Raw genomic sequence first — 25916 nt, forward strand, 5'->3', positions numbered from 1 at the left:
GGCAGCACAAAGGAATCCTTTATTTTTGAAAACTTATTTTCTCTTAGTTCCTTTCCATTCACGAGCCAACATGCTGTAAACGATAAGATTGTGAAAGCGGCCGTTTAATTGTTCACCATCTCTTATTATCCCTTCTTTAACAAAACCTAGTCTTTCCGGAATCGCTTGGCTTTTCTTATTTTTAACCCCACAACGAATTTCGACACGGTTTAATCCTAATTGAAAAAAACAATAGTTTAACAAGGCTTGAACCGAACGGGTGATTACACCGTGACCTTCTGCTTTTTTGGCAAGATAATAGCCAATGCTTGTTGTACTGTTGTACCAATCCATTTGATTTAACCCAATCGAACCAACTAGGTCCCCTTTGTAAAGAATCCCGACATTAAGAGCACTATTCTCTGCAAATTGTGTTAGCCAAACTGGTATGATGGATTCAAACTGATAAAGGCTGTTCATACTATCCACCCATGGCATCCACTCACGTAAATGATCACGGTTTTCTTCAACAAGCTGAAACAGATTAAAGGCATGATGTCGTTCTAACAATTGAAGTTCAATATCGTGATCAACTTTTAATGTAAACATAGGCCTATTCTCCCGAAAAAATTTTTAGTACATCATATGCCAAAAAAACTTTTTCGGAAGGTTTCTAAGGAAGAAAAAAAGAAAATCCTTGCCTTATTAAAGCAGGGATTTTCTAAACAAGTTTATTCATGCTATTTTGACACTGTAGCGAGAGGGAGTGTCAGCGAAAAGGTGGTTTTTTCAGGTTTAGAATCACAAGACAAGCTCCCTTTATGTTTTTCAATAATTTCTTTACAGACAAATAACCCAAGACCTGTGCCGAGTTTTTTAGTGGTGAAAAATGGCTCAAATATGGTTTGTTGCAGTTCTGATGGAATTATCGGTCCATTATTAGAAATATTAATGGAGACTTTCTGATTATTTTCTAAAAAGCTAACAATTTCAATCGTTGGATTCTCATTCACATGGTGATTGAGAACATCAATAGCGTTAAAAATAATATTAATGAATACTTGTCTAATTTCATCAGCGTACCCATGGAGTGTAAAATCATTACTTAAATCCATTGTTATTTTCACTTTACCATCTAATATACTTGGGTATAGAAAGTTTAATACATCACTAATTAGCTTATTTAATTTGAAATATTCTTTTTCCTTACCGATTAATTCTTTTTTGGACAAAAGTAAAAACTGTGAAATTCGAAAATTTAGTTGGTCTAACTCACTCGAAATAATGTCTAAATATCGCATATTTGGATAATCAGCTTTCAGTAATTGAATAAATCCCTGAACAGAAGTGAGTGGATTCCTAAATTCATGAATGAAGCTTGACGTCATTTGTCCAAGAAGTGTTAACCGATCCTGATGAGTCGAGTCGATGAATATTGTCTTTTCCTCAATGATTTTGTTTTTTTCCTCTGTATAATGAGAGACTGCAAAAAAAAGAAATTTATCGAAACAGAAATTGATTCTGTTCATTGATTCATGTATCTCCGACCAAGGAATTCTGGATTTACTAAAATAACTCCATAAAACAGTTCTGCCTAAATTAACATTATAAACAAAGTCGCCAATGTTAATATCAGCGATAACTCTTTCACCAGATATTTCTATCGCAAGTTTTTCAAGCACAGCTAAAAGCTCCTGGTCATTCATCCTATGCATAGTTAATATTACGTTAAAAAGAGCTTCAGCATATACGCGGATTTTTTCTTTATACGGTTCTGCTTCAGTAAAGAGAAATGAATTTCTCCATTCATGTAATATTGCCTCTTTATTATGATCAAAAAAAGCAAGCATTTCAGTTTGTTTTTCTGTAAACATGATAACCTCCTGACCAACCTTGAATACAAACTAATTCGCTTATAATGAACAAAATCCTTTATAATTGAAATAAAAATTTTTCTGAGTATTTCGTGAATCATCTGGCAAGTAGTCCCTCTTATGTTAAAAGAAAATCATAGGTTTTCAACACGAATGTAGTATTTTCCTTGTCAAAGTGATAAAACAATTGTATATTCGATATGGAAACAATTGAATACTTCCACAGGGGGAGCTGCTTTAGGCGGCTGAGAGTGAACGTTCGAGTTCTGACCCTATGAACCTGTTAGGTAACACTAGCGTAGGGATGTGGTTTGCCGGATATTAAAGCAATGCAGACAATCCTTTTCGTCTTGCATTGCTTTTTTTTGTTTTCAAAATAGAGGGGGACACTGAATTGAACAGAAAAAAAAGTAATACGCTATTTATTACTGAGGTCGCTGTATTTACAGCACTGGCATATTTATTAGACCTCTTATCGGGATTTTTAATGACAAAATTTTGGCCACAGGGTGGATCTATTTCCATCGCAATGGTGCCTATTTTCCTAATGGCATACCGCTGGGGCATTAAAGGCGGTCTACTAACAGGCTTTTTACTAGGGTTATTACAATTCATTCTAGGATTCGCACAAATTTATACAATTGTTCAAGGTATCATCGATTACTTTATCGCATTTTCAGTTGTTGGCTTAGCTGGGATTTTTGCAGGTCAAATTCAAAAATCTCTTGCAGAAGGAAAAAAGGGTAAATGGATGATTTATGCGATATTTGGAGCATTTTTTGGCAGTTTGCTCCGCTATCTATGCCATGTTGTTTCTGGTATTGTTTTCTTCGGAAATTACGCACCTAAGGGACAACCGGTTACAATTTACTCGCTGATATATAATGGAACCTATATGCTTCCAAGCTTTGTAATTAGTGCTATTGTGATCATTCTTGTTATCAGTTCAATGCCTAAAAAAAGGTTTTTACAAGTACATTAATAAGGGATGAAAAAGAGAAGCATATCGCTTTTCTTTTTTTTCGTATTTTTGTCACAAAATAAGTATGCTTTTTCCCATAAAAAAGTGTTAAACTGTTAATATAGAAAGATAATCATTCTCAATTAACATAGATAGGGTGATATACATGGTTGCATCGTTAAAAGCAGGAGATAAGGGAAAGATTATTGATATTTCTCATGTTGGTAACCTGGTACAAAGACGATTACTTGATTTAGGGATTACAGAGGGATCAGAAGTGTGTGTGAAATGTGTCATGCCATTTGGCGGCCCAATTATGATTGAGTCTTGCGGACAGTGTGTCGGAATCCGACGCAGGGAAGCAGTTCAGATTGAAGTGGAGAGAATATAATGGAAATCGCTCTTATTGGAAACCCCAACACCGGGAAAACTTCATTGTTTAATAATCTAACAGGTTCCTATGCGTATGTGGGGAACTGGAGCGGTGTAACAGTTGAAAAGAAAGTTGGCGTTTTCAAAAATAATATTGGCCATTTAATTGATTTACCTGGTGTGTATACCTTAAATCCGCTGTCAAAGGATGAAGGGGTTGTCACTTCTTTCTTTTTGAATGAATCCGTAGATCGTCTGCTAAATATATTAGATGCTTCACAATTGGAACGTAATTTGCATTTAACACTCCAATTACTTGAGTTTGAAAAGCCAGCCCTTATCGGTTTAAATATGATAGATGTAGCAAATAAGCGTGGGATTCATATAGACTCTTCAAAGCTTTCAGAAATTCTCGGCGTGCCTGTCGTCCCCGTTGTCGCCAGAAGTGGAAAGGGCTGCGATAAGCTTGTCGATGTGATCGCAACCAAATCGATGCAGCCAACGAAAAAGAACCTCGTTTATTATGGAAAAGAGGTTGAGGAAGCTGTAACAACACTGACAGGTGAACTAAAGGGGAAAACTAGTCATTCTGAACGCTTTTTGGCGATTCAATATTTTGAAGGTAATGAATATGTTAAAAACTATGTTAATAGTATTGCAGACCCTCAAAAGCTGAATGCAATTAAGGCAAACCTGGAATTGAAATTACAGAAGCAATATGATAGTAAATCATTAGCAAACTTTATCTATTTAAAGAGAAAAGAAGTCATAGAGAATATCGTTGCTGACGTAGCAAGAAAAAGTAATTCGATAATTCCTCTTTCTGAAAAAATTGATAGCATTGTAACGAATCGTTATCTTGGGATGCCTATTTTCTTATTGCTTATGTATTTAATGTTTATGCTTACCTTTGATTGGTTAGGAACGCCGTTGTCGGATGCGTTAGATGCCCTTTTAACAGGTCCAGTTACCAACGGGTTTGAAACAGTGTTAAACGCTATTCATGCATCTGCTTTTATCCATGCATTAATTATTGAAGGATTAGTTGCAGGGGTTGGTGGTGTTCTCGTATTTGTACCGCAAATTTTCATTTTATTCTTCTTTATTTCCTTATTAGAAGATTCCGGTTATATGGCACGTGTCGCCTTGGTAATGGACAGAATCATGGAATCTGTGGGCTTGAATGGTAAAGCATTTATTCCGATGATGATTGGCTTCGGTTGTAATGTACCGGGAATAATGGCAGCCAGAACAATTGAGACCCCAAGAGAAAGGTTATTAACGATTCTGCTGACGCCGTTAATGTCCTGCTCAGCCCGTTTACCAGTCTATGCTTTATTTGTCGGTGCCTTTTTTGCTGGGAACAAAGCATTCATTGTCCTTAGCCTCTATGTTCTTGGGATCGTTGTTGCTTTAATCTTGGCAAAAATATTTTCTACTACCATCCTAAAATCGGAAACATCCTTATTTGTAATTGAACTGCCGCCATATCGACTTCCACAGTTTCAATCACTTTGGAGAAGTACTTGGGATAAAGGGAAAGGGTTTGTCAGAAAGGCTGGGACATTTATTTTTGCGGGTTCTGTCTTTATTTGGCTTTTATCCTACGCTGGTCCTGGTGGTTTAAATGTGGATATGGATCACAGCTTTTTAGCTAAGATCGGAAATGTCATAGCACCAATTTTTGCACCAATTGGATTTGGTACTTGGCAGGCAACGGCTTCGTTAATTACTGGCTTCCTTGCAAAAGAAGCGATTATTTCGACGATGAATATTATTTATTTTGTTCCGAATGATGCCAGCCTACAAGGATTGTTAGCTAATTATTATACCCCGCTTTCTGCCTATAGTTTCATGGTTTTTATTTTGTTATATATTCCATGCCTGGCAACAGTAGCAACAATTTATAAAGAAACAAACTCTAAAAAGTGGACAGCTTTTTCGATGATTTATGCGTTTGCCATTGCCTATATTTTATCCTTAATTATCTATCAAGGCGGCAAGCTGTTCGGATGGGTCTAATTTATAAAAGAGGTGGAGTAAATGATTGCCAGTGTTCTGATAGGTGTTGCTATCTTTGGTTACGCGATTTGGCATTTTGTGAAATTTATTAATAAATCCAAAAAGGGAAAATGTGCCGCCTGCGACTTGAAAAATTCATGCTCAAGCCAATGCGCTATTCCACCGAAATTGAAATAAATGTCTCGTAAAAAACTGCTATCTTAAGACGATAGTAGTTTTTTGCTTTAAATAGGCTTAATTACTTTTAAAAGTCGAGGAACTTGTGTAAAATTACACTAGAAGCGATTGAAAGAAGGGCTAAAACGTGACCAGAGATGAAATTATCATGCAGGTTTCTGAAAAGCTTCGTCTGATCCGGACAGAAGCAGGTTATACGCAGGATAAAATGGCAGATATCATTGGTGTCTCCAAGAAAACGCTTGTGCAAATTGAGAAGGGAAGAGTTCTGGCCAATTGGTCTACTGTTGTTGCAATTTGTGCTCTTTTTCGGGAAACGGAAACAGTTCAATTTTTATTTGGAAACGAGCCCTTAGAAGTGTTGGAAACGGTTGCTAGGGAAGGTATTGATTATCGTAAGATGAAAACACTTGGCGGCCGGATATGGTGGAAAGCGATTTCGAAGAAAAGTGGATTTATTCTCCAGCAAAATATTCTAAGCAAACATTTTCGGATATTAGATGAAAGAAATTATCGGATTTACAGCAGCTTTGATGAAAAGATGACAAAGCAGCGCTTTAAAGAATTGACCAAAGGTTTATAATAGAAGAAATTTGAAAAGACGGGCTACGAGGCCTGTCTTTTGTATTGAAAAGGGGCTAAGCACCCAACGAATCAGCAAATCCAATCATAGTGAAAAATATACAGTAAGTCCGACGAATTAAGTAAAGCGTAACTCTGTTCACATCCCATTTATTATGGAAGCTTAGTTATTTGGATGTTTTCTATTTCCACTATAATTGTTGGAGGCGTAAAACGCACTTTATGTTTTCAGTCAGTTTTCCTTGTATAGTCATAAAATCTAGCCATTCATCGAAAATTATACCTGGTAAAGATAATCGGCCGTTTGGATATCCTTTCCTTACGCATTATCATATCTTAGGAGGCACAATGAAAAAATTAGCTGTACTCAAATTCTTTAAGAACTGGAAAAAGTGGCATTTACTCCAAGTTTTGGTGTTAACTGTGTTGATTATGATTCTAAGTTTCTTTGGACTTCTTTATTATCTTTCCAAGGATGCAGATATATCAGAACTGAAAAATGAGCTTCCCCAGCCAACGGTTTTTTATGACGTAAATGGGGAGGTAGCAAGCAAAGTATCTGCGAATAAGAATGAAGGAGTTTCAATCAAGGAAGTACCTGATTCAATGAAAAATGCCATCATTGCCATTGAGGATCATCGTTTTTATCAACATAGCGGTGTTGATTTAATTGGTACATCTAGGGCTCTCCTCCGCGACCTAAAGGCTGGTGGGATGGTCGAAGGTGGTAGTACTATCACACAACAATTAACGAAAAATACGATACTTACTTCGGAAAAAACATTGAAAAGGAAATTGGAGGAAGTTTTTTTAGCATTAGCAGTTGAACGGGAGTATACGAAACAGGAAATCCTTCAGATGTATTTAAATCAAATTTATTTTGGGAATGGTGCATATGGAATTAAACAAGCCGCAAGTAAATATTTTGCAAAAGAGGTTAAAGACCTTACCATAAGCGAGTCCGCCTTATTGGCGGGATTAATCAAAGCTCCTTCTGCCTTAAATCCTTATGAACATATGGAAAAGGCAACCGAAAGAAGAAACCTTGTGCTAGCTAAAATGAACGAGCAAGGCTTTATTACAAAACAGCAAGTTGAAAAGGCAAAGAATGAAAAGGTTGTTCTCGATGACAAGGGCGGTGACCCGTTCCGTGGTAAATTTCCTTATTATGTTGACCAAGTATTAGATGAGGCCATAAAACAGTACGGGTTATCTCAAGATGAATTATTAACAGGCGGCTATCAAATCTATACCGAACTTGATCCTTCCATGCAAGCGGCAATGGAGAAGACGTATCAAAATGATGCCTTATTCCCAAAAGGAAATGACCGGCTTGTGCAAAGCGGGGGAGTTTTAGTTGACCCTAAATCAGGTGGGGTAAGGGCTCTTGTTGGCGGTAGAGGGGATCATACTTTTAGGGGCTATAACCGAGCATCGCAGTTAAAGGCACAGCCAGGGTCATCGTTCAAGCCATTAGCTGTGTATACCCCGGCACTTGAAGAGGGCTGGAAAATTACTGATATGTTAAAGGACGAGCCGATGAAATTCGGCGATTATGAACCTAGCAATTATAATCATCAATATGAAGGCGAAGTACCGATGTATGATGCAGTAAAGGAATCGAAAAATGTATCAGCAGTCTGGCTGTTAAATGAACTGGGAATTGAAAAAGGATTAGATGCCGTTAACCGGTTTGGCATGACCTTGGATAAGGCTGACCGTAGTTTATCAATTGCTCTGGGTGGCTTGCATAAAGGAGTATCGCCAATTGATATGGCAGAAGCTTTTTCTGTTTTTCCTAATAACGGTGTACGAGTAGAAACGCATGTGATTAAAAAAATCAACGATGCAAATGGCCAGGTTGTCGCTGAGTGGAAGACCAAAAAAGAGCGGGTGACGACCAAAGCAGTCACTGACAATATGACAACGATGCTGCTGGGTGTTGTCGAACAAGGTACCGGAAAAGCAGCACAAATTCCTGGCCGGGAAACGGCAGGTAAAACAGGTTCTACCCAGGTTCCGATTAAAGGAATCAATGGGCTGAAGGATCAATGGTTTGTTGGCTACACACCACAGCTAGTGGGATCTTTCTGGGTTGGTTATGATATAACGGATGCCGAGCATTATATAAATCCTACGAGCGGCACAGGTTCGGCTGTTATCTTCCGTGAAGTGATGAAGGATGCTCTAAAAAACTCTCCAAACCAAAGCTTTCATGTACAGCATATCTCTTCATTAATTGAAAAGCGAAAAAAGGAAGAAGAAGAAAAGAACCTTAGTAATTTTCAAAAGAAATTTAATAATGAGGTTCAAAAGTGGGAGGAGAAGTGGAATAAACAAAAGGAAAAATGGGATAAGAAGAATAAAGAAAAGGGAAAAGGAAAAGGAAAAGGGAAAGGGAAAGAACATTAATAAACGAAAGGCACGGACCATTGTTCTGTGCCTTTTTTTACGTAACATCCACTCTGAAGCTTTTCCGTTAAGGAATCGAACATCACTTCCCCTTCAAAACCTTTTTTCAGATTCAAATAGTTCCATTTGTCTTCTTCAGGCAAATTCATTCTAGTGTTTAAGCTTCTTAATATTGTTATTTCTTCCCGTTCTTTTCGAGGCTTATAAGCCATAGAGCACTTCCTTTCTGTATTTCAAAATCATAAAACTAAACCGTTGAACTAACATAATTTTTACATCAGTTTAATTTTATAAAAAATGTCAATAAGCTGAAATAAATGAATGTATATTTAATGACATTTTTCTAAAAAAAAATGATATTTAAAGGTAAAATAAAATTAGGATGAACGAATTGGAGTTTCATTCGTCTAAATAAATAAAAGAGAAAAGCAAGGTTGATGGGGAAAGAGAGGGCAATTGTCGAATGGATGCATTGATTAAAAATGCGAAAAAAGGGGATCATCTTGCTTTTGCCATGTTGTTTAAAGAAAATTATCCATTCCTTGTAAAATATTTAATGAAAATTACAATGAATCCCGATACAGCTGAAGAATTAGCACAGGAGACAATGGCGAAATGCGTTCAAAAGATTCACCTATATAATGGTCAAAGTAAATTTTCCACATGGCTTGTTTCAATTGCGACCAATACATACATTGACCAATGCCGAAAAAAGAAGCGAGAAAAAAACTGGCAGGGACAAGAGGAAGTATACCGTAAGTTGAAATGGCATTTTGAAAGCAGAAATGAAGAATGGAATGATTGCCTTGAGGCACTTGGGAAATTACCGGAGGACGTCCGAATTCCTATCATTTTGAAGCATTATTATGGTTACTCCTACGAAGAAATTGGCGAATGGATGAAAATTTCTACTGGAACGGTTAAATCAAGAGTGCATAACGGAATAAAGTCAGTAAGAAGGGAGCTGAAGCTGGGTGAAGAAACAGAAAGTCGTTATTCTGAACAGCGAACAACAAAATAAACAAGACTTTGATGCTATTCACGAGCTGCAAGAAGGATTACAAAGGATTGATCAATTCCCTGTCTATACGCCCAATTTACAATGGTTTGAACAAATGGTTATCAAAGAGCAGCAGAACAAAAAGAAAAAATTAATCAGCGATTTATCGGTCTTTTTTATTGTCGCATTCATCATTTTAAGTGGGATGATTATTTCTCTTTATCAGATGCCGGCAATTTTTATTCTTGTGCAAATCATCACCACCATCTTTATCGTGGTATACACAAGTGTTCGGTTATTGAAGAAGGCGAATCATATATGATTAAGGAGCATCCATTATTCACAATCATTGTTGTTGTCTCTATTTTGCTATTGCAAAGCATATATTTATTTTTGGATGCACGGAAACGAAGCCATAACTATTGGCTTTGGGGGATAGTGGGACTTATCCAAGCACCAATGCCAACACTATTTTACTTAATTTTTGTAAGAAAAATTTTGCATAAAAAAAATAAAAAAGTGGAGGATCCAAATGATGATGATAGTTACCACTGATAGCATTCCTGGCAAGGAAATAAAAGAACTTGTTGGCTTTGTAAAAGGGAGTACGGTGCAATCTAAACATATTGGCAAAGATCTATTAGCCGGTTTGAAGACGATTGTCGGTGGAGAGATTAAGGAATATACCGAAATGTTAAATGAAGCTAGACAAAAGGCAATCGACCGAATGACAGACGAAGCAAGAGAATTAGGTGCGAATGCCATCGTCGGCATGCGCTTACAATCCAGCTCTGTTATGCAAGGGGCATCAGAAATTATCGCCTATGGAACGGCAGTTTGGGCAGAATGATTCTGAAAAATGGGAATTGACTTTTAAATAAACAGATGATAATCTTACAAAGTAAGAAAAAAAAGGAAATGGAGGGTTACGAGATGATTGTATTGAATAATGCTTGTTTAAAAATTGAATACTGGAATGTAACCTGTCCTAAAAAGCTTTCTTTTTAATTCTTTTCATGCGTTAATGGCAAAAATGACATTACACAGGTTACGTTCTTTTTTGATACGTAACGTGTGTTTTTTTGTCTCTTTTTTTGGGGAGATATACCGCACTTTAGCGGTATGTCTCTTTTTTTACATGTTTAAAGTAAAAGGAGGAACGTTCAATGTTTATGAAACCTGAGGTTAAACTTGCACACACAAATGGAGCTCTCGAAGGCGGATAGTTTAAACAGAAAGGGGAATAACGACGATGTTTTCGGTGTTAAAAAAGTTAAGCTGGTTTTTTAGAGAAAATTGGAAGCGATATGCCATCGCCATATCCTTATTAATTATAGTTGGAATATTGGATGTTCTGCCGCCAAAATTAATAGGAATGGCGATTGATGATATTCATGTCGGTGCGATAACGGAAAATAAAATATTCCACTATTTAGCGTATTTATTGGTAATCATGATTTCATCCTATGGTATTACCTATGTATGGCAGCATCAATTATTTGGGGGAGCTTTTCTAGTAGAAAGAAAACTGCGATCGCGGTTTGTGAGGCACCTTTTAAAAATGACCCCCGCCTTTTATGAAAAAAATCGAACTGGGGATTTAATGGCCCGGGCGACAAACGATTTAAAAGCAATTTCGATTACAGCAGGATTTGGGATTTTAACACTCGTTGATTCAAGTATTTGGATGATGACGTTGCTAGTGACAATGGGAATTTTTATTAGCTGGAAGCTGACGTTGGCTGCAATTATTCCACTGCCCATTATGGCTGTTTTAATGAAAATCTATGGCAAGAGAATACACACTCGCTTTATGGAAGCTCAGGATGCATTTGGGGAGTTAAATGACCGGGTGCTTGAGTCTGTGGCAGGTGTTAGGGTTATTCGTGCCTATGTGCAAGAAAAGGCTGACGGCAATCGGTTTCATCAGTTAACCGAAGATGTTTACAACAAGAATATTAAAGTAGCAAGAATCGACTCTTTATTCGATCCAACCATCAAGGTGTTAGTTGGAATAAGCTACTTAATTGGCCTTGGCTATGGTGCTTATTTAGTTTTTCACCAGGCAATCACATTAGGAAATCTTGTTTCCTTCAATGTTTATTTAGGGATGCTGATTTGGCCGATGTTTGCCATTGGTGAGTTAATCAATGTGATGCAGCGGGGAAATGCGTCACTGGACCGGGTCAATGCCACACTTTCCTATAAGGAAGAAGTCGCTAATCCCAAACAACCGGTGGAAGTCTCGACTGCCGATAGCATTGATTATGCTAAGGTAACCTTCCGCTATCCAACTTCAAAAACTGATAATCTAGAAAATGTAAATGTTCGGCTTCTTCAAGGTCAGACACTTGGAATTGTCGGTAAAACCGGCAGTGGGAAAACAACATTCATTAAACAGTTATTGAGGCAATACCCTCTTGGTATTGGGGATTTATCCATTGGTGGAGTATCCATCGAAGAGCAGACCTTAACCCAGGTTCGCAGTTGGATTGGTTATGTTCCGCAAGATCATGTGCTGTTTTCCAGGAGCGTGAAAGAAAATATTCTTTTTGGGAAACAAGAGGCAAGCGACGAAGAGTTAGACAAGGCAATCGATCTTGCTGCCTTTCGCAAGGATTTAGAAATGCTTCCTGAAGGGTTAGGCACACTGGTTGGTGAAAAGGGAGTGGCTCTATCTGGGGGGCAAAAGCAAAGAATTTCGATTGCGCGTGCGCTGATAAAAAATCCTGAAATTCTTATTCTCGATGATTCCTTATCAGCGGTTGATGCTAAGACAGAGAAAGTAATTATTGATAATATCCGCGAAGTAAGGGATGACAAAACGACGATCATTACGACGCATCGGATGTCAGCTGTGCAGCATGCCGACCATATTATTGTTCTTGATGAAGGAAGAATTATTGAAGCAGGCACACATGAACAATTGCTGGAGCAAAATGGATGGTATAAGGAACAATTTTTACGACAGCAGGTTGAAAATAACGTGGAAGATGAGGTGACAGCATGACAACCGGGAGGCGCTTAGTCAAGTATGCATTAGCTTATAAAAAAATTATTATCGCGGCCTTATTCATGCTGACCATCTCTGTGGTAAGCGATCTGGCTGGACCGTTTATTGCGAAAAATATTATTGATCAGCATATTTTAGGGATTGAGTCTGTTTGGTATGAAACGACAAACGGGAATAAAGCGGTAGAATTTAACAAGAAGTATTATAAAAGAGAAAAGTATTTTGCTAGTTCTGAACGAAAGGGGAAACCAATTCGCATTCTGCAAGTAGGTGCAAAATTTGTTTTTGTTGATCAAGAGCTTAAATTCGATGGACAAAGAAGCTTTCAAGCAGGAATGTTAACGGTTAAAAAAGGATCAGAGGAAGCGGAATATCATGCGGTTGTCCTAAAGGGAACGGAGCTGTTAACCTTTTATCAACCGGAAATTCCCGGTATTTTTCAATTGTTAGCTATTTATTTTGGATTATTGGTGATATCAGCATTTTTTCAATATGGAGAACGTTTTCTCCTACAAAAATCAGCTAACCGTATCATTCAAAAAATGCGTGAAGATATTTTCGGGCATATCCAGCGGCTGCCGATTAACTATTTTGATAATCTCCCTGCCGGTAAAGTTGTGGCGAGGATTACCAATGATACGGAAGCCATCCGAGAGCTTTATGTTACCGTGCTCGCCACCTTTTTTACTAGTGCGATCTATATAACCGGGATTTATGTGGCTCTGTTTATCTTGAATGTGAAGCTTGCGGCTATCTGTTTATTGTTATTGCCAATCCTTTATGCTTGGATGTTGGTTTATCGTAAATTTGCTTCGAAATACAATCGAGTCATTCGTTCCCGAAATAGTGACATTAATGCGATGATCAACGAATCCATCCAAGGGATGAGTATTATTCAATCCTTCAGCAGGGAAAAGGAATCTAAACAAGAATTTGAAAAGCTTAACCATGAACATTTTAAGTATCAAAACAAGATGTTAAGTTTAAATGCTTTAACCTCCCATAACCTAGTGGGAATCTTAAGAAATCTAATTTTTGTGGCCTTCATTTGGTATTTCGGCGGGCAAGCGCTTCTACCTGCTAACGTCATCTCACTTGGAATGCTCTATGCCTTTGTTGATTATATCAACCGTCTATTCCAGCCGGTTCAAGGAATTGTCAATCAATTGGCCAATTTGGAGCAGGCACTCGTCGCTGGTGAGCGGGTGTTCAAGTTGATGGATGAACCTGGGGAAAATGTCAGTAATGAGAGGATTTCTCGCTTTAAAGGGAATGTTACCTTTGATCATGTTTCTTTCGGCTATAAAGAGGGAGAATATGTTCTAAAGAATATCGATTTCGAAGCAAAACATGGCGAAACAGTAGCCCTAGTTGGGCACACTGGCTCTGGAAAAAGTTCGATTATGAATTTGCTTTTCCGCTTTTATGACTGTCAAAAGGGAAAAATTATGATTGATGGAAAAGATATCGAAAGTATCCCGCGGCAAACGATTCGCAATCATATGGGTATTGTTTTACAGGATCCATATTTATTTACTGGGACAATTGCCTCCAATGTAAGCCTTGACGATCCTTCTATAACCAGGGATAAAGTGGAGCAGGCATTAAAAGATGTTGGCGCGGAAAAGGTATTTAAGAATTTAGAGAATGGTTATGATGAACCGGTAATCGAAAAGGGGAGTACGCTTTCAAGCGGGCAGCGTCAGCTTATCTCATTTGCCCGGGCCCTTGCCTTTAATCCAGCGATCCTAATACTTGATGAAGCCACCTCCAGTATTGATACTGAAACGGAAGCAGTAATTCAGGAGGCGATGGATGTCTTAAAGAAGGGCCGAACAACGTTTATCATCGCTCACCGTCTATCGACGATTCGCAATGCTGATCAAATTCTGGTATTGGATCGCGGGACAATTGTTGAAAGAGGAACACATGATGAATTGATGGCTTCAAATGGGAAGTATTATCAGATGTATCAGCTGCAACAGGGCAGTAATGAATTAGCAGGATAGTATAAGAGGTGGCCCTTTTAACGAAAAGTTAGAAGGGCCAGCTTTTTTTGTTCTGCTCGATCGTTATTTGAAATATATATTCTTATTTTGGATTCGCTGATAAAAGGATCAGATTCGCTGAAAAAACCATTAAAATCGCTGATAAGTTGCGCTTAATAGGTAAGGCCCACTCTTGAACCAATAAATTCATCGGAAAATAGCTGCCTGAAGGCGAAGTCACCAGTGTCATAAATCGAAATGGAGGAAGGAGTTTCAGGGAGAAAGTCCTTTTCGTATCGATAAGTGCCAATTCTTTCACCGGCAGGCAAATAGGTTGGACAAACGATGGTCCAATCAAGCCCCGAATCCTTTAATAATAAATAAGCTTTTAAATGCTCTTCGGCATCCTTAGTACTTTTACGTCTGGATTCTGCCGATTGGAAGCGGTATAAATGTGGTGCGGAACGAGCCTGCAGGATTCCCGCTGTACCTATCGTAATAATTCGGATAAGTCCATATTTTTTCATATTGCTGATAATGAAGGGCATGGAATCTGAGAGAGTTGTGCTTCCATCAGTATTTAACGCACTGACCACCACATCAGCACCTTTTATGCAATTAGCAATATCCTTTTCTTGTAAGACATTACCTTCTTTAACTGTAAGCTCTGCAGCGTCTTGGTTTAGTTTTTTCGCATCTCGCACTAAGGTTTGGACAGTAAGGTGATTGGTTAAAGCATTTTCCAAAATTACTGAACCTACTCTTCCTGTTGCCCCAAAAAGGCAAATGTTCACAAAAAATTCACTCCTTGGTAACTAAGGTGTAATTTCTATCACTTGTTAATCCTACCTCTTATGATAACTTTAAAATGTTTAAGTATTAAAATTTAATATGGGGTGGGATGTATATGGGTGATTATTCAATTGTACTTTTAATCGGTAGCTTTTTAATCCTCTCTTATTATATCGGATATACAATCTATAAAGCATAGGCTGCAGACAAATGTCTGCAGTTTTTTTATTTCAACGATGAAAATGGCGAAACCATTAAAGTCGAAGTAGAAGGGTTCTACGTAGGTATTTACTCGGTTTGAATATCCAGGCTCAACTTTGGGCACTCCGCCTAATTATGTTGGGTTGGAACTTAATTTATTATATATCTAAAATAGTAAATGGCCTTAATCGCCATTTTCGCATTGAATTAATAAAATGGTTAGAAATGGGTATATATATTGAAGTAGTTCAAATAAATGAGGTGAAACACTCTTGGAAAATTTTAGAGTAGAGAAAGATACACTTGGTGAGGTGAGTGTCCTAGCAGAAAAATATTGGGGGGCACAAACACAACGGAGCAAGGAGAACTTTAAAATTGGTACCGAAAAAATGCCTCTCGAGCTTATATATGGCCTAGCTTATATTAAAAAATCTGCAGCAATTGTCAATCAACAATTAGGAAAACTAAGTGAAGCAAAAATGGTGGCCATTATAAAAGTGTGTGATCAAATCCATAGCGGAGATTTTGACGAACATTTTCCATTAGCAGTCTGGCAAACCGGCAGCGGTACACAGTCCAATATGAACGTAAATGAGGTAATTGCCAACCGAGCAAACGAATGGCTAAAGGAGCAGGCGGGTGCTGAAAAAATCCACCCTAATGATGATGTCAACATGTCGCAAAGCTCCAACGATACCTTTCCAACGGCGATGCATATTGCTGCCTATAAAAAAGTAACAGAAGACCTGCTTCCTGCCATTCGTGTACTTAAACACACACTGCTTGAAAAAGAGATAGCTTTTTCAAACATTGTAAAAATAGGGAGAACACATTTACAGGATGCAACTCCACTGACAGTTGGACAAGAAATAAGCGGTTGGAGGGCAATGCTTGAAAAAAATGAAAGAATGATTATTGAAGCAAGCAAATATCTACTCGATTTGGCCATAGGAGGTACTGCAGTAGGTACGGGAATCAATGCCGACCCACAGTTTGGAGCAAAGGTAGCTGATCAAATTTCTACTCTAACCGGCTATCCATTCCGGTCATCAGAAAATAAATTTCACGCCTTAACAAGTCATGATGAAATTGTTTATGTCCATGGTTCCTTAAAAGCATTAGCAGCCGATTTAATGAAAATGGCTAATGATGTCCGCTGGCTGGCAAGCGGACCACGCAGTGGGATTGGCGAAATAAGCATTCCTGCGAATGAGCCCGGAAGCTCTATTATGCCTGGAAAAGTAAATCCAACGCAAAGTGAAGCGTTAACGATGGTGGTATGCCAAGTTTTTGGTAATGACGCAACTATTGGGTTTGCAGCTAGCCAGGGAAATTTTGAGTTAAATGTATATAAACCAGTTATTATTTATAATCTTATCCAATCCATCAGGCTTCTTGCTGATGGAATGAGATCATTTAATAATAATTGTGCAGTAGGTATTGAGGCTAACGAAGAAGTAATCAAAAGACATGTGGAACAATCTTTGATGCTGGTGACGGCGTTAAATCCCCATATTGGCTATGAAAAAGCGGCACAAATAGCAAAAATGGCTTTTATTGAAAACAGCACGTTAAAGGAAGCAGCTATTAAAACCGGCTTTGTAACGAGGGAACAATTTAACCAATGGATTAAACCTGAAAACATGATTTAACAAAGACATCTCTCCTACCATCCGGATTATTGACATGGAAAGCCCCCTCCGCTGAAGGAGGGGGCTAAGCCATATTATTTATTTGTTGTATAAGTGGGTTTGTTAAAAATTAATGTTTAAACCCGCCAAGTTGAGATTCAGCCATTTGAACAAGACGCTTTGTAATTTCTCCTCCGACAGAACCATTTGCACGTGAAGTTGTATCAGCACCAAGGTTTACGCCAAATTCTGTAGCAATTTCATACTTCATTTGATCAAGTGCTTGTTGAACGCCTGGTACTACAAGTTGATTAGAGTTGTTGTTACTAGCCATAGTTGAATAACACTCCTCTTAATAAGTTTGGGGTCAGTATGGAATTGAACCATATGATTGCCGCCTTGGCCTAACCCATATTATGATTGTTTCCTCATACTAAATATTTTGTTTTAGCTGGATGATCCTGAGGTGCACCGCTTACTAACCTGATTGGTTTCATCCATCGTGTGTAATTATTGCTTTGTAATCTTTATTATGATTATATCTTGAAGACTTATTCGAGATATTGATTAGTAATTTATTCCATTACATACCACAGGTAAACTAACACAAACTAAAGATATCTAATAATCAAAAGGGTGAAGTGTATGTCAGTATGCCCAGTCTGTAATGGTTTTCGGGACGTCTATTTAATATGTACCAATTGTGGAGAACCTATGTTGGAAAGCGGCCGGATTATGGATTTTTATGATAACTATAGTCCGTATATGGAAATTGATATAATGAAAATGGAGGATAATTACCCTGATACGAAATCAGGAGATAAGTGTCCGCACCTATACAGCTGCCCTAATTGCCATCAAGATGAAGTAATTTTGATAAAAGAATAAGCCTCCATATATTAGAAACGGAGGCTTTAAAAATTATAATATTTTGTATTACGGACGGATTCTTAATTCTGTATCGGTATCAAAGAAGTGGGCCTTGTTTAAGTCAAAGGCTAAGTCTAATTTATCACCTGGTTTGACATCGGCACGTGAATCAAGTCGAGCGACAAAATCTTGATCGCCAATAGCAGAGTAGACCATTAATTCGGCACCAGTTAACTCGGCAACATCAATATTAGCGGTAATTTTTGTTCCAGAAGAAGCTTCAATGAAAACCGGTTCATCATGGATATCTTCTGGACGAATCCCTAGGATAATGGACTTTCCGATATAGCCTTGCTCACGAAGGAATTTCATTTTTCCTTCCGGAACCAAAACAGATGTTTTTCCAATTACAAACTTGCCATCTTCAAGTTTACCACTAAAGAAATTCATCGCCGGGGAACCAATAAAGCCGCCGACAAACACATTTTCTGGTTTTTCATATACTTCTTTAGGCGAACCAACTTGTTGAATGACTCCATCTTTCATAACAACTAATCGAGTTGCCATTGTCATTGCTTCAGTTTGGTCATGAGTAACATAGATGGTTGTTGTATCTAAACGACGGTGGAGCTTGGCAATCTCGGCACGCATTTGCACACGGAGCTTGGCATCAAGATTGGATAAAGGTTCGTCCATTAAGAATACCTTAGCGTCACGAACAATGGCACGACCCAAGGCAACACGCTGGCGCTGACCACCAGAAAGAGCCTTTGGTTTACGAGTTAAGTAAGCTTCTAAGCCAAGAATTTTTGCCGCTTCCTTTACCCGACGATCAATTTCGTCTTTGGCAAATTTACGCAGTTTCAAACCGAAGGCCATGTTATCATAAACGGTCATATGTGGGTAAAGGGCATAGTTTTGGAAAACCATCGCAATATCGCGGTCTTTCGGTGCGACATCGTTTACTCTTTTCCCATCAATATAAAAGTCACCTTTTGAAATATCTTCAAGACCAGCAATCATTCGAAGTGTCGTTGACTTTCCACATCCGGACGGACCAACAAATACGATAAATTCCTTATCTTCAATATGTAAATTGAAATCCTGAACAGCGGTTACTTTATTATCGTAAATTTTATAAATATGATCTAATTTTAACTCTGCCATGTGAATTTCCTCCTTGTTAATCTTAGTAAACTTAGTTTACAGTGTCAGATGGAAAAAAAGTATGGACAGGTTGCACAAAAACTGAAAACGCTTTTTTGGGCACATTGTTACATATCCTGATTTTGTTCAAACAAGAGGCAAGCTAAAAAGACCGTAAAGGCTCCGTAAAAATCTTTTAATCCAATGCCAGTTTTTTCACTAAATTTATCGATGCGATATTGAAGCGTGTTTCGATGGATATACAATTTTTTAGCTGTCAAACTTGCATTTAAATTGTTTTCTAAAAAAAACTTGATGGTTGAAAACATTTCCTGGTCATCATGAAATATCTCTACGACCTCTTGGTTGACTTTTTGTTTTAATTCTTCTGGCAACTGATTCGCTAAATAGGCTGGAAAAACCCGTTCAAATGTAAAGATATTCGGGTTACCCAAATTGGTAATTCCAAAAGTAAAGTATTCTTTTTCCCGGAGAAGTTGTGAGCGTAGTTGATGGGAAAAGGGATGGAGTTTCCCAATAAAAAAAGAAATTTTCACATAAAAATCACTTTCGAATGTTTCTGACATAGAAATTAGTTCATCTTCGGAAAGAGAAATTAGGTTCTTCTCTTCTATGACAATTCCCCGGCTACTGCTTTCCCAAATAATGGTCACTTCCTCAGTAAAGAAGCCCTTTAAAGCAGACTCAATTTCGAATTGGTTCGCATCATGGCTGCTAATTTGAAACTGAATAAATCGGAAATGAGTCCCAGAATCATATGGTGGAAGCGGACCATCAAAAAATAAAAATTCTGACCAGCCACTTTTAGATGATAGGTAAAATGATGTTTGAACCTCAACTAGTTGGTAGATCGTTTTTAAAAGCGTTAATTCTTTTTCACTGATGTCTGTTTTAGGAATGCCAATCCACTCATTCTCTTCATCGTTACAAAAGATATACAATTGTTCAGAAGGATTCTCTGGTTGATTGGGAAACAAAATGGAATTCTCGTATATGGACAATAATTTTCGTAGCATCGATCATTTTCCCCATTATCAAAATATTTTAAGAAAAGCGCAAGGCGCCCGTCTACCTAGAAATTCTACTACATTATACCAGTAATCGAGTGACAATTAAAAAGGCTGAGCCTATAGAATGTTGGCTAGCCTAGTTGTTTCTCTGAATTGAATTAGTCACATTCATAAGGGGGTAGTTCCTCGGTGAGGTCATGTGCTTCTTCAATATTTGTTGAATTATGCCGAGCATGGACTGTTCCACCGGACATTCCTTCATTAATCATTCGGTCAATATCCATATAGGCTTTATCTCTTCCTTCATGAACTGAGCCTTGATTCGATCCATTTTCTTTATTTTTTTCCATGACAATCAATCCTTTCCTCTTTCTATGTTTAGTTTGTGGAAAGGATAAATTTTCATGCATAGGGAGTTTAGGCAGAATTATTCATAGACGTGATAAAGCATTAATTCATGGATTTGGCTTGTTAATTTGTCCATTTCTTCTTGTTCAGGAGTATTTGTTGTGAATTCAATTTTTCCCGTTTGGTGATAGATTCCTGTAAACCTTTGCTTTTTATAGTAAAAGGAAAAGTTCCAGCCAGGAATATTTTTATTTTCAAATAATGGTTTGAACTGAAAATGCATCAACATAGTAAACATCCCCTTTTACATGCTATCTCTAGATTACCTTGTTTGGGGAATTATTTAAACCCATATTAGTTTTAATTATCTGCTAATTGAAGGAATAAGCGGCAAAGATGCTCTATTTTCCTTTCTTCAATCTCTGTCTCATCAAAACTCATCGGCTTTGAATTTACTTCATAAATGGAATACCGACCAGTTTTACTTATGCCTGCATCAATAGAAAACTCGCCAAAAAAGCCAAATTGTTTCGATAATGCTTCTCCGATATGTGGGACAACCGTTTGAATGAATTGATCATGTTCCGTAGATTGGAAAAGCTCGTATGGAAGCAGTCTCCCTCCGGTTGGTATATGGGTCGTAATCTCTTGAGTCTGGGCCTGCCTAATTCCGACTCCTGTTATTTTATAACCATCCTCCTCTGCATGGGCAAGAATGCGAAAATCGAAGCGGTTTCCCTCATACTCGGCTGAATTAATTTCTTCCTGGGCCAAATAGTTTTTCTCAAGTAGTTCCTTGTTCCATATGTCCCAAAAACGATGAAAGGAAGGATAGGATTCATAATTATCAACCCCTTGAAGTTGAATTGCAGATGGATTCATCATCTTTAGACGGAAAATACCTATTCCTTTAGATGCTTGCGATGGTTTTAAATAAATGCTTTTATGTTTCTTCAGAAAAGAGAACAAGTCCTTTTTTTCCTGTACAAGGATTGTTTGCGGTAAAAAGTTTTGTAGCACCGGATGATTTTTTAATAACTCATAGAGCTCATATTTATCGATAAAACATGGATTAAAAAAGGGGATATTTTTGTCCCTTAACACGGAAATAAAACGTCGGAATGATTCCTTTTGTTCAGATTTTCGAAAGGGAATTCGATTATAAACAAGGCTCGGGTAGGGAAATTTTCGCTTTATCCAGCATTTTTTCTCAAGTGAAAAGGAATAGCCAATAATGAAATCATTTGTTGTTCCTTCAGTTGTAAAGACAAAGCTTACTCCATTTAATGAAATAAGCTTTTTTTGCAATTCAATAAAAAGCGGACCGTTACCTGCTATGTCACCATTTTCCTTCTGAGAAGTCAAAATCCCAATCAGTGGACCAGTCGTATTGTTTATCATTTGAACAATTCCTCAGGATGTAATAAAGCTTGCTCGGTTAGAAAAATGGCAAATGCGATTGATAATTTCCGCGTTAGGAAATCAACTTCCTTCAATTCAGGATGACTAAAAATAGATCTGCCTGGTTTGGAATTAGCTTCAAATAGCCATACATTTCCGTTTCGGTCAATACCTAAATCAAAACCAATCTCACCAATAATGCCTTCAATATTTTTGTCGAGTGATTTGCTAAGCAATAGTGCAATACTAATCAGCTTTTCGGTATATAAATCACATTCTTCCTTTGGGAAAATTTCTGCGATTGTTTTGATATCACCACCACTTCGTGCATGTGTAGTTACGCTTCCATGACCGGCAATTTTCGCGGCAATCGCTGATACTTGCCATTTTCCATAGTCATCCTTATTCGTATGGACACGAAAATCAATGGAACGCCGTTCATTTCTAAGCAAGGAAATGCCTTGCTGCACTAACATTTTTTCTAGTGATTGATGAGCAAATACGGAATGAAACAATCGTTCTAAACTGACAAATTTTCGTAATCGATTAATATAGCCATCGTCTTGATATCGACAATAATAATCGCCTGTTTGTTTGTCAAAAATCACCTGATGAACACCTAAACCGAGGCTGCCGTTTTTTGGCTTTATAAAAATATGGCCATATTTGGACAGCATCGTTTCCATGATGGAGAAGGACGTAAATGGATGGGTCTCCGGCAAGTAAGTAGTAACCGATGGATCTTTCTGAAGTCTCTCATAAATATCTAGTTTATTGAAAAAGCCGGGATTGTACCATGGAATGAGATATTCCTTTTGTAGTCGCTCTCTTACTTTGATCAATTTTGGGTTGTTCTCACTTTTTCGATTGGGCAGGCGATCGTAAATCACATTTGGAAAGGGAACCTCGACCGTTGTCCAAGCCTGATTATGAAAAAAGTAACCTTCAATCGTTCCTTGCTCCCAATCAATATGCTGTTCCCCGAAGACAAATGCCAAGGCACCGACCGGTTTATTAACAGATAGCAGTTTTGAAAAAAACAATGTTCGTTCGCCAACTGGCTGCTGGGGAATGGAAGTAAACCCAGCTGTAAAAATACCTACGAGTGGACCGATATAAAGAATTTGGTTTTCGATAAAGGCATGTAATGGGATAGTAAAATGAGGGAACTGGATGGCTTCTTGAATTTTCTTGCTTATCACAATCCGGTCATTTTTATCAGGATGTGGGAAAAAATCAACAGCAATTGATTTTGAGCCAAAAGCAATTTTTTTTATCTGTTTATCCCGAAGGACAGCCTGGGGACAGAACACAACCATTTGATCATTTTGAGTAACTTCAATGAGATAATGTTTTCTCATAATAGTTCTTCCTTTCTTGCGGATCCGTTTCGGAAAGGTATTTGCCATAAAGCAGCGGTTTCATGTGAATGATCTCCTTCAAATCTGGCCGTGTTTGTAATAGTACCTTTCTTCCCGGTTTGGAATTGACATCAAGAATCCAAATGGATCCGTTTTTTGCGATACCAATATCAACACCAATCTCAAACAATGGCATAAATTCCTTTTCAAGGAGGGCAGGGAGGTTGGTAAGAATGTAGTCTAATTCTTGGCGTATATATTCCCCCTTTGCAGGTGGAAGTGAAGATAGCCAATCTGTAAACGCGATGACGGCCCCTCCTGCACTTAAGTTTGATAGAATGCCCCCAGTACTTCCGATGCGAATCCCTCTGCCAAGTTCGCCCCAGACCCCTCGCACACTTTTTTGCAGGAGAACACGGATATCAAAGGGCTGGAGTTCATTATTGGATAGTTCTAGATACGGCTGCAACAGAAAGTCACGCTGATTGATTAACGGTTTCAACCATTGAAGGAGCTTAGCCTCATTTGGAAATATACGTGAAATAATTTTCTTGTGTTTTTCTGTTTTCACATGAAAGGTTTTGTCGTTTTTTTTCAAGTAATAAATACTGTACCCACCAGATCCATTAATTGGCTTTAAGATAATTTTTTTCTTCATCGCTAATTCTTTTAGAATAATGCCTGTATCCGAAACTGATTGAGTATCAGGTAAATAGGAAACTAAACCAGTGTTCCGTAACGTTTTATAAATTTCAAGTTTATTAGGCAATCCATAGCCTAAAAAGGTAATATCATTTCTGCTCTTCAGCCAAGAGACAATCGGCAAGCATTGTTTGGAATGTTCATCCTCTCCGTAGAAACAGCGATCGTAAATGATGGCTGGGATTGGCTGTTCACTTTCCAGCCAGCATTGAGCTTTTGAATCAAACCTTTTCCCTTTTACCTGAAGCGTATGTGGATTGATATTGGATGGAAGGAAGCGGAAAACCTCCATCTCGCACGATTCAGCAAGGCAGGCGATTTCTTTAATATAAGAATTTTCACTCTCCATAGTTAACGTCATAATGCCAAATGTAATCATTTTAATGTCACTCCTTTAATGGCTCGGTTTCAAATCCAAGCTTCGTACAAAATTGGATGATCGCCTTTGCAGATGGTCTAATTTTTCCTAAACCATCATCGAAATTTTTAGAGGGCTTGGAATTGACCTCAATTAACCAAAGCCTACCATCAAGATCGACACCGATGTCGATGCCAAGTTCTCCCGTTATGCCTGCTGAGTGGCTGCTAATAACGGAAGCCGTTTCAAGCGCCAATTCCTTCATTTGTGCAAGTATTTCTAAAGATTTTCTTCGGTCCAAACAAGTTCTCAAGACATTTAACGGTCTTGTAATCGTTCCGCCTTTCGCGATATTAGAAACAAATTCCTGTTCAGCAGCAATCCTTGCCACAATGGATGTAATTTCCCAGTGGTCGGTTTGATTTTTATGACATAAAACCCTAAAATCGATCGCACATGATTGATGTGTAACTAAAAAAAGGCCCTGTTGAATAATATAAATTCGATTATGAAGGATTGGTTTTATCAACGGATAAATTTCGTCTAAGGAATATTTATTCCCGAACTGATCTGACTGATCAGATAACGAGGTTTGAAACGTATAGAGGTATTCCATTTCCTTTATTACTTTAATAATGTTCCTGCCCTGGCTCCCATGAATCGGTTTTAGGAAGACGGTTTCGTATTTTTGGATAAAATCATGCAGGTGTTCCTTTGAGAAAATTTTCGTTTCGGGAATATAGGGGAAAAGATGTCTTTCTTCGCTTAGTTGCTCATACACTTCCCATTTAGAAAGAAAACGATCATTAAATATCGGGATCATTAATTGTTCCAGCCGTTTGCGAAAATGTTTATAGGAATCCTTTTGTTCCAGTCTTCTGGAATGGATGCGATTATATATGACATCTGGCAGTGGAGGCTCAAATGGAATCCATTTCCTGTCATCAAGGTAATAGCCTTCGTTTAAAAATTTGTCATAAGAAAAAACGTAGAAAAAACCACCTTGCATCGTTATACCGTGATGCAGTTCCTCACAAAAGGAATGGATGGTGCGAAAGTGCGGCTCTTCATGCTTATTTGAGGTGAAATTAGTCAGTAATCCGACCATGGGTCCTAGCTTCAGCGTATGACTTTCTGCTAGATACATGGCCTGAAATTTGTAGCTTTGAAGTGGCAGACAAAATTCAGTTATCATCTTTTCCGGTAAAAATATTTCGTCAGCGGCCATTTCTACAGTTTTTACGGTAGTTGTGATTGTTTTCTTCCCTAATGTGATCTTCAAATCTAGATTCTCTTTTAATTGTAAATGGGTAAACAATTGCTCGGACATTTGTACTTGGCAATCATTTTTTACAGTGGGAATCCAGGGCACAATTTTAACTGGGGTTAATGAAAATGACATAATCACTCCTCATTTACACGTATAGAATCGTTTTTTATGGGCATTCGTTGATATAGTATCGTATGTGAAAATAATTTGGTTGGTGATTTGAACATTCTCGCATTTGAATGAATAGTTTGTTATAGTTGTGGAGAATTGTTTATCTCGCATTAACGGCAGTAAGAGCCCCGACTCCATTCTTAGAGGAGGAAACACCATAAGGTTTCGTTGGGATCCACTGCCCGTAAAAGACCGAATGATTCAATAACCATCTGTATAACCACCACTGATGGACGTTTCATCTTATCTGAAAA

At 37.9% G+C, this 25916-nt stretch carries 27 protein-coding genes and 1 riboswitch; of the genes, 14 read left to right on the top strand and 13 right to left on the bottom strand.

All coding sequences use genetic code 11. The annotated features are described in order from the left end of the window. Window positions 1-33: 33 nt before the first annotated feature. Both RTR43_RS12595 and RTR43_RS12600 read right to left on the bottom strand, forming a co-directional pair. On the bottom strand, window positions 34-588 hold the full coding sequence (locus tag RTR43_RS12595) for a GNAT family N-acetyltransferase (protein WP_312472367.1): 555 nt from the start codon (window positions 586-588) through the stop codon (window positions 34-36). A 131-nt stretch (window positions 589-719) separates the two neighbouring features. Continuing rightward, a complete protein-coding gene (locus RTR43_RS12600; RefSeq protein ID WP_312472368.1) occupies window positions 720-1853 on the bottom strand; it encodes a histidine kinase N-terminal domain-containing protein in 1134 nt (377 codons plus the stop codon). Window positions 1854-2068: 215 nt separating this feature from the next. Next, window positions 2069-2175, top strand: a riboswitch (TPP riboswitch). Window positions 2176-2247: 72 nt separating this feature from the next. Between RTR43_RS12600 and thiT the strand changes: the two genes are divergently transcribed. The 6 genes from thiT to RTR43_RS12630 all read left to right on the top strand — a co-directional run bounded on the left by thiT (window position 2248) and on the right by RTR43_RS12630 (window position 8379). After that, window positions 2248-2835 carry an energy-coupled thiamine transporter ThiT gene (gene thiT / locus RTR43_RS12605; protein WP_312472369.1) on the top strand — a complete coding sequence of 196 codons (588 nt, stop codon included), beginning with the start codon at window positions 2248-2250 and terminating at the stop codon, window positions 2833-2835. A gap of 145 nt (window positions 2836-2980) precedes the next feature. Then, complete coding sequence (locus RTR43_RS12610) at window positions 2981-3205, top strand: FeoA family protein (RefSeq protein ID WP_248733936.1); 225 nt, start codon at window positions 2981-2983, stop codon at window positions 3203-3205. Then, window positions 3205-5208 (top strand): ferrous iron transport protein B, encoded by a 2004-nt coding sequence (feoB, locus tag RTR43_RS12615; protein WP_312472372.1) that lies wholly within the window; start codon window positions 3205-3207, stop codon window positions 5206-5208. The genes RTR43_RS12610 and feoB overlap by 1 nt, the downstream gene beginning before the upstream one ends. Window positions 5209-5229: 21 nt before the next feature. Further along, window positions 5230-5385, top strand: coding sequence for a FeoB-associated Cys-rich membrane protein (locus RTR43_RS12620; protein ID WP_312472374.1), 156 nt, complete (start codon window positions 5230-5232; stop codon window positions 5383-5385). 127 nt (window positions 5386-5512) lie between these two features. Next, window positions 5513-5968 (top strand): helix-turn-helix transcriptional regulator, encoded by a 456-nt coding sequence (locus RTR43_RS12625; RefSeq protein WP_312472376.1) that lies wholly within the window; start codon window positions 5513-5515, stop codon window positions 5966-5968. 347 nt (window positions 5969-6315) lie between these two features. Beyond that, window positions 6316-8379: a transglycosylase domain-containing protein gene (locus tag RTR43_RS12630; protein WP_312472377.1), complete on the top strand. Its 2064-nt coding sequence runs from the start codon at window positions 6316-6318 to the stop codon at window positions 8377-8379. Here RTR43_RS12630 and RTR43_RS12635 read toward each other — a convergent pair. After that, complete coding sequence (locus RTR43_RS12635) at window positions 8376-8591, bottom strand: hypothetical protein (RefSeq protein ID WP_312472380.1); 216 nt, start codon at window positions 8589-8591, stop codon at window positions 8376-8378. The two genes, RTR43_RS12630 and RTR43_RS12635, sit on opposite strands and share 4 nt — an antisense overlap. 251 nt (window positions 8592-8842) lie before the next feature. Here RTR43_RS12635 and sigY point away from each other — a divergent pair, with 251 nt between their 5' ends. The 6 genes from sigY (at window position 8843) to RTR43_RS12665 (ending at window position 14401) form a co-directional block, all read left to right on the top strand. Beyond that, window positions 8843-9400, top strand: coding sequence for an RNA polymerase sigma factor SigY (sigY, locus tag RTR43_RS12640; protein WP_312472381.1), 558 nt, complete (start codon window positions 8843-8845; stop codon window positions 9398-9400). Beyond that, entirely contained in the window at window positions 9354-9701 is a 348-nt protein-coding gene (locus tag RTR43_RS12645; RefSeq protein WP_312472382.1) for a YxlC family protein, read from the top strand. Before sigY ends, RTR43_RS12645 begins: the two co-directional genes overlap by 47 nt. Further along, window positions 9698-9934, top strand: a complete 237-nt coding sequence (locus RTR43_RS12650; RefSeq protein WP_312472383.1) for a sigma-Y antisigma factor component — start codon at window positions 9698-9700, stop codon at window positions 9932-9934. Before RTR43_RS12645 ends, RTR43_RS12650 begins: the two co-directional genes overlap by 4 nt. After that, complete coding sequence (locus RTR43_RS12655) at window positions 9915-10229, top strand: YbjQ family protein (RefSeq protein ID WP_312472445.1); 315 nt, start codon at window positions 9915-9917, stop codon at window positions 10227-10229. The genes RTR43_RS12650 and RTR43_RS12655 overlap by 20 nt, the downstream gene beginning before the upstream one ends. Before the next feature lie 402 nt (window positions 10230-10631). After that, on the top strand, window positions 10632-12389 hold the full coding sequence (locus tag RTR43_RS12660; RefSeq protein WP_312472384.1) for an ABC transporter ATP-binding protein: 1758 nt from the start codon (window positions 10632-10634) through the stop codon (window positions 12387-12389). Beyond that, window positions 12386-14401, top strand: coding sequence for an ABC transporter ATP-binding protein (locus RTR43_RS12665; RefSeq protein WP_312472385.1), 2016 nt, complete (start codon window positions 12386-12388; stop codon window positions 14399-14401). The genes RTR43_RS12660 and RTR43_RS12665 overlap by 4 nt, the downstream gene beginning before the upstream one ends. A 152-nt stretch (window positions 14402-14553) precedes the next feature. Here the strand turns inward: RTR43_RS12665 and RTR43_RS12670 are convergent, their stop codons facing one another. Then, complete coding sequence (locus tag RTR43_RS12670; RefSeq protein ID WP_312472388.1) at window positions 14554-15174, bottom strand: NAD(P)-dependent oxidoreductase; 621 nt, start codon at window positions 15172-15174, stop codon at window positions 14554-14556. Between the two features lie 471 nt (window positions 15175-15645). On the opposite strand from RTR43_RS12670, the gene fumC reads away from it, so the two are divergent. Further along, window positions 15646-17025: a class II fumarate hydratase gene (gene fumC / locus RTR43_RS12675; RefSeq protein WP_312472390.1), complete on the top strand. Its 1380-nt coding sequence runs from the start codon at window positions 15646-15648 to the stop codon at window positions 17023-17025. A gap of 109 nt (window positions 17026-17134) precedes the next feature. Here the strand turns inward: fumC and RTR43_RS12680 are convergent, their stop codons facing one another. Further along, complete coding sequence (locus RTR43_RS12680) at window positions 17135-17338, bottom strand: alpha/beta-type small acid-soluble spore protein (protein ID WP_312472391.1); 204 nt, start codon at window positions 17336-17338, stop codon at window positions 17135-17137. 311 nt (window positions 17339-17649) lie between these two features. Here RTR43_RS12680 and RTR43_RS12685 point away from each other — a divergent pair, with 311 nt between their 5' ends. After that, window positions 17650-17892: a hypothetical protein gene (locus RTR43_RS12685; RefSeq protein WP_312472392.1), complete on the top strand. Its 243-nt coding sequence runs from the start codon at window positions 17650-17652 to the stop codon at window positions 17890-17892. Window positions 17893-17940: 48 nt separating this feature from the next. Here RTR43_RS12685 and RTR43_RS12690 read toward each other — a convergent pair whose 3' ends face one another. The 8 genes from RTR43_RS12690 to RTR43_RS12725 all read right to left on the bottom strand — a co-directional run bounded on the left by RTR43_RS12690 (window position 17941) and on the right by RTR43_RS12725 (window position 25623). Then, window positions 17941-19041: an ABC transporter ATP-binding protein gene (locus RTR43_RS12690; protein WP_312472393.1), complete on the bottom strand. Its 1101-nt coding sequence runs from the start codon at window positions 19039-19041 to the stop codon at window positions 17941-17943. 107 nt (window positions 19042-19148) lie between these two features. Then, on the bottom strand, window positions 19149-20057 hold the full coding sequence (locus tag RTR43_RS12695; protein WP_312472394.1) for a PucR family transcriptional regulator: 909 nt from the start codon (window positions 20055-20057) through the stop codon (window positions 19149-19151). A gap of 152 nt (window positions 20058-20209) precedes the next feature. Beyond that, complete coding sequence (locus RTR43_RS12700) at window positions 20210-20401, bottom strand: hypothetical protein (RefSeq protein ID WP_312472395.1); 192 nt, start codon at window positions 20399-20401, stop codon at window positions 20210-20212. A gap of 77 nt (window positions 20402-20478) precedes the next feature. After that, window positions 20479-20688 carry a YheE family protein gene (locus RTR43_RS12705; protein ID WP_312472398.1) on the bottom strand — a complete coding sequence of 70 codons (210 nt, stop codon included), beginning with the start codon at window positions 20686-20688 and terminating at the stop codon, window positions 20479-20481. Between the two features lie 71 nt (window positions 20689-20759). Beyond that, window positions 20760-21800, bottom strand: a complete 1041-nt coding sequence (locus RTR43_RS12710) for a YheC/YheD family endospore coat-associated protein (RefSeq protein WP_312472400.1) — start codon at window positions 21798-21800, stop codon at window positions 20760-20762. Beyond that, complete coding sequence (locus RTR43_RS12715) at window positions 21797-23161, bottom strand: YheC/YheD family endospore coat-associated protein (RefSeq protein WP_312472402.1); 1365 nt, start codon at window positions 23159-23161, stop codon at window positions 21797-21799. Before RTR43_RS12715 ends, RTR43_RS12710 begins: the two co-directional genes overlap by 4 nt. Further along, window positions 23139-24242 (bottom strand): YheC/YheD family endospore coat-associated protein, encoded by a 1104-nt coding sequence (locus RTR43_RS12720; protein WP_312472403.1) that lies wholly within the window; start codon window positions 24240-24242, stop codon window positions 23139-23141. Before RTR43_RS12720 ends, RTR43_RS12715 begins: the two co-directional genes overlap by 23 nt. Window positions 24243-24249: 7 nt before the next feature. Next, window positions 24250-25623: a YheC/YheD family endospore coat-associated protein gene (locus tag RTR43_RS12725; protein WP_312472404.1), complete on the bottom strand. Its 1374-nt coding sequence runs from the start codon at window positions 25621-25623 to the stop codon at window positions 24250-24252. Window positions 25624-25916 lie beyond the last annotated feature (293 nt).

Origin of the sequence: Neobacillus sp. (assembly GCF_031988165.1) — a bacterium.
GTDB classification, from domain to species: Bacteria; Bacillota; Bacilli; order Bacillales; family Cytobacillaceae; genus Neobacillus; species Neobacillus rhizosphaerae.

Coding starts and splice junctions, on each gene's coding strand:
- RTR43_RS12650 (WP_312472383.1), top strand. CDS start 9,698: ATGATTAAGGAGCATCCATTATTCACAATCATTGTTGTTGTCTCTATT.
- sigY (WP_312472381.1), top strand. CDS start 8,843: ATGGATGCATTGATTAAAAATGCGAAAAAAGGGGATCATCTTGCTTTT.
- RTR43_RS12715 (WP_312472402.1), bottom strand. CDS start 23,161: ATGAGAAAACATTATCTCATTGAAGTTACTCAAAATGATCAAATGGTT.
- RTR43_RS12705 (WP_312472398.1), bottom strand. CDS start 20,688: ATGTTGATGCATTTTCAGTTCAAACCATTATTTGAAAATAAAAATATT.
- RTR43_RS12660 (WP_312472384.1), top strand. CDS start 10,632: ATGTTTTCGGTGTTAAAAAAGTTAAGCTGGTTTTTTAGAGAAAATTGG.
- RTR43_RS12630 (WP_312472377.1), top strand. CDS start 6,316: ATGAAAAAATTAGCTGTACTCAAATTCTTTAAGAACTGGAAAAAGTGG.
- RTR43_RS12600 (WP_312472368.1), bottom strand. CDS start 1,853: ATGTTTACAGAAAAACAAACTGAAATGCTTGCTTTTTTTGATCATAAT.
- RTR43_RS12720 (WP_312472403.1), bottom strand. CDS start 24,242: ATGATTACATTTGGCATTATGACGTTAACTATGGAGAGTGAAAATTCT.
- RTR43_RS12620 (WP_312472374.1), top strand. CDS start 5,230: ATGATTGCCAGTGTTCTGATAGGTGTTGCTATCTTTGGTTACGCGATT.
- RTR43_RS12700 (WP_312472395.1), bottom strand. CDS start 20,401: ATGGAAAAAAATAAAGAAAATGGATCGAATCAAGGCTCAGTTCATGAA.
- RTR43_RS12690 (WP_312472393.1), bottom strand. CDS start 19,041: ATGGCAGAGTTAAAATTAGATCATATTTATAAAATTTACGATAATAAA.
- RTR43_RS12680 (WP_312472391.1), bottom strand. CDS start 17,338: ATGGCTAGTAACAACAACTCTAATCAACTTGTAGTACCAGGCGTTCAA.
- RTR43_RS12610 (WP_248733936.1), top strand. CDS start 2,981: ATGGTTGCATCGTTAAAAGCAGGAGATAAGGGAAAGATTATTGATATT.
- RTR43_RS12595 (WP_312472367.1), bottom strand. CDS start 588: ATGTTTACATTAAAAGTTGATCACGATATTGAACTTCAATTGTTAGAA.
- RTR43_RS12665 (WP_312472385.1), top strand. CDS start 12,386: ATGACAACCGGGAGGCGCTTAGTCAAGTATGCATTAGCTTATAAAAAA.
- RTR43_RS12695 (WP_312472394.1), bottom strand. CDS start 20,057: ATGCTACGAAAATTATTGTCCATATACGAGAATTCCATTTTGTTTCCC.
- RTR43_RS12685 (WP_312472392.1), top strand. CDS start 17,650: ATGTCAGTATGCCCAGTCTGTAATGGTTTTCGGGACGTCTATTTAATA.
- RTR43_RS12635 (WP_312472380.1), bottom strand. CDS start 8,591: ATGGCTTATAAGCCTCGAAAAGAACGGGAAGAAATAACAATATTAAGA.
- RTR43_RS12710 (WP_312472400.1), bottom strand. CDS start 21,800: ATGATAAACAATACGACTGGTCCACTGATTGGGATTTTGACTTCTCAG.
- feoB (WP_312472372.1), top strand. CDS start 3,205: ATGGAAATCGCTCTTATTGGAAACCCCAACACCGGGAAAACTTCATTG.
- RTR43_RS12655 (WP_312472445.1), top strand. CDS start 9,915: ATGATGATAGTTACCACTGATAGCATTCCTGGCAAGGAAATAAAAGAA.
- RTR43_RS12725 (WP_312472404.1), bottom strand. CDS start 25,623: ATGTCATTTTCATTAACCCCAGTTAAAATTGTGCCCTGGATTCCCACT.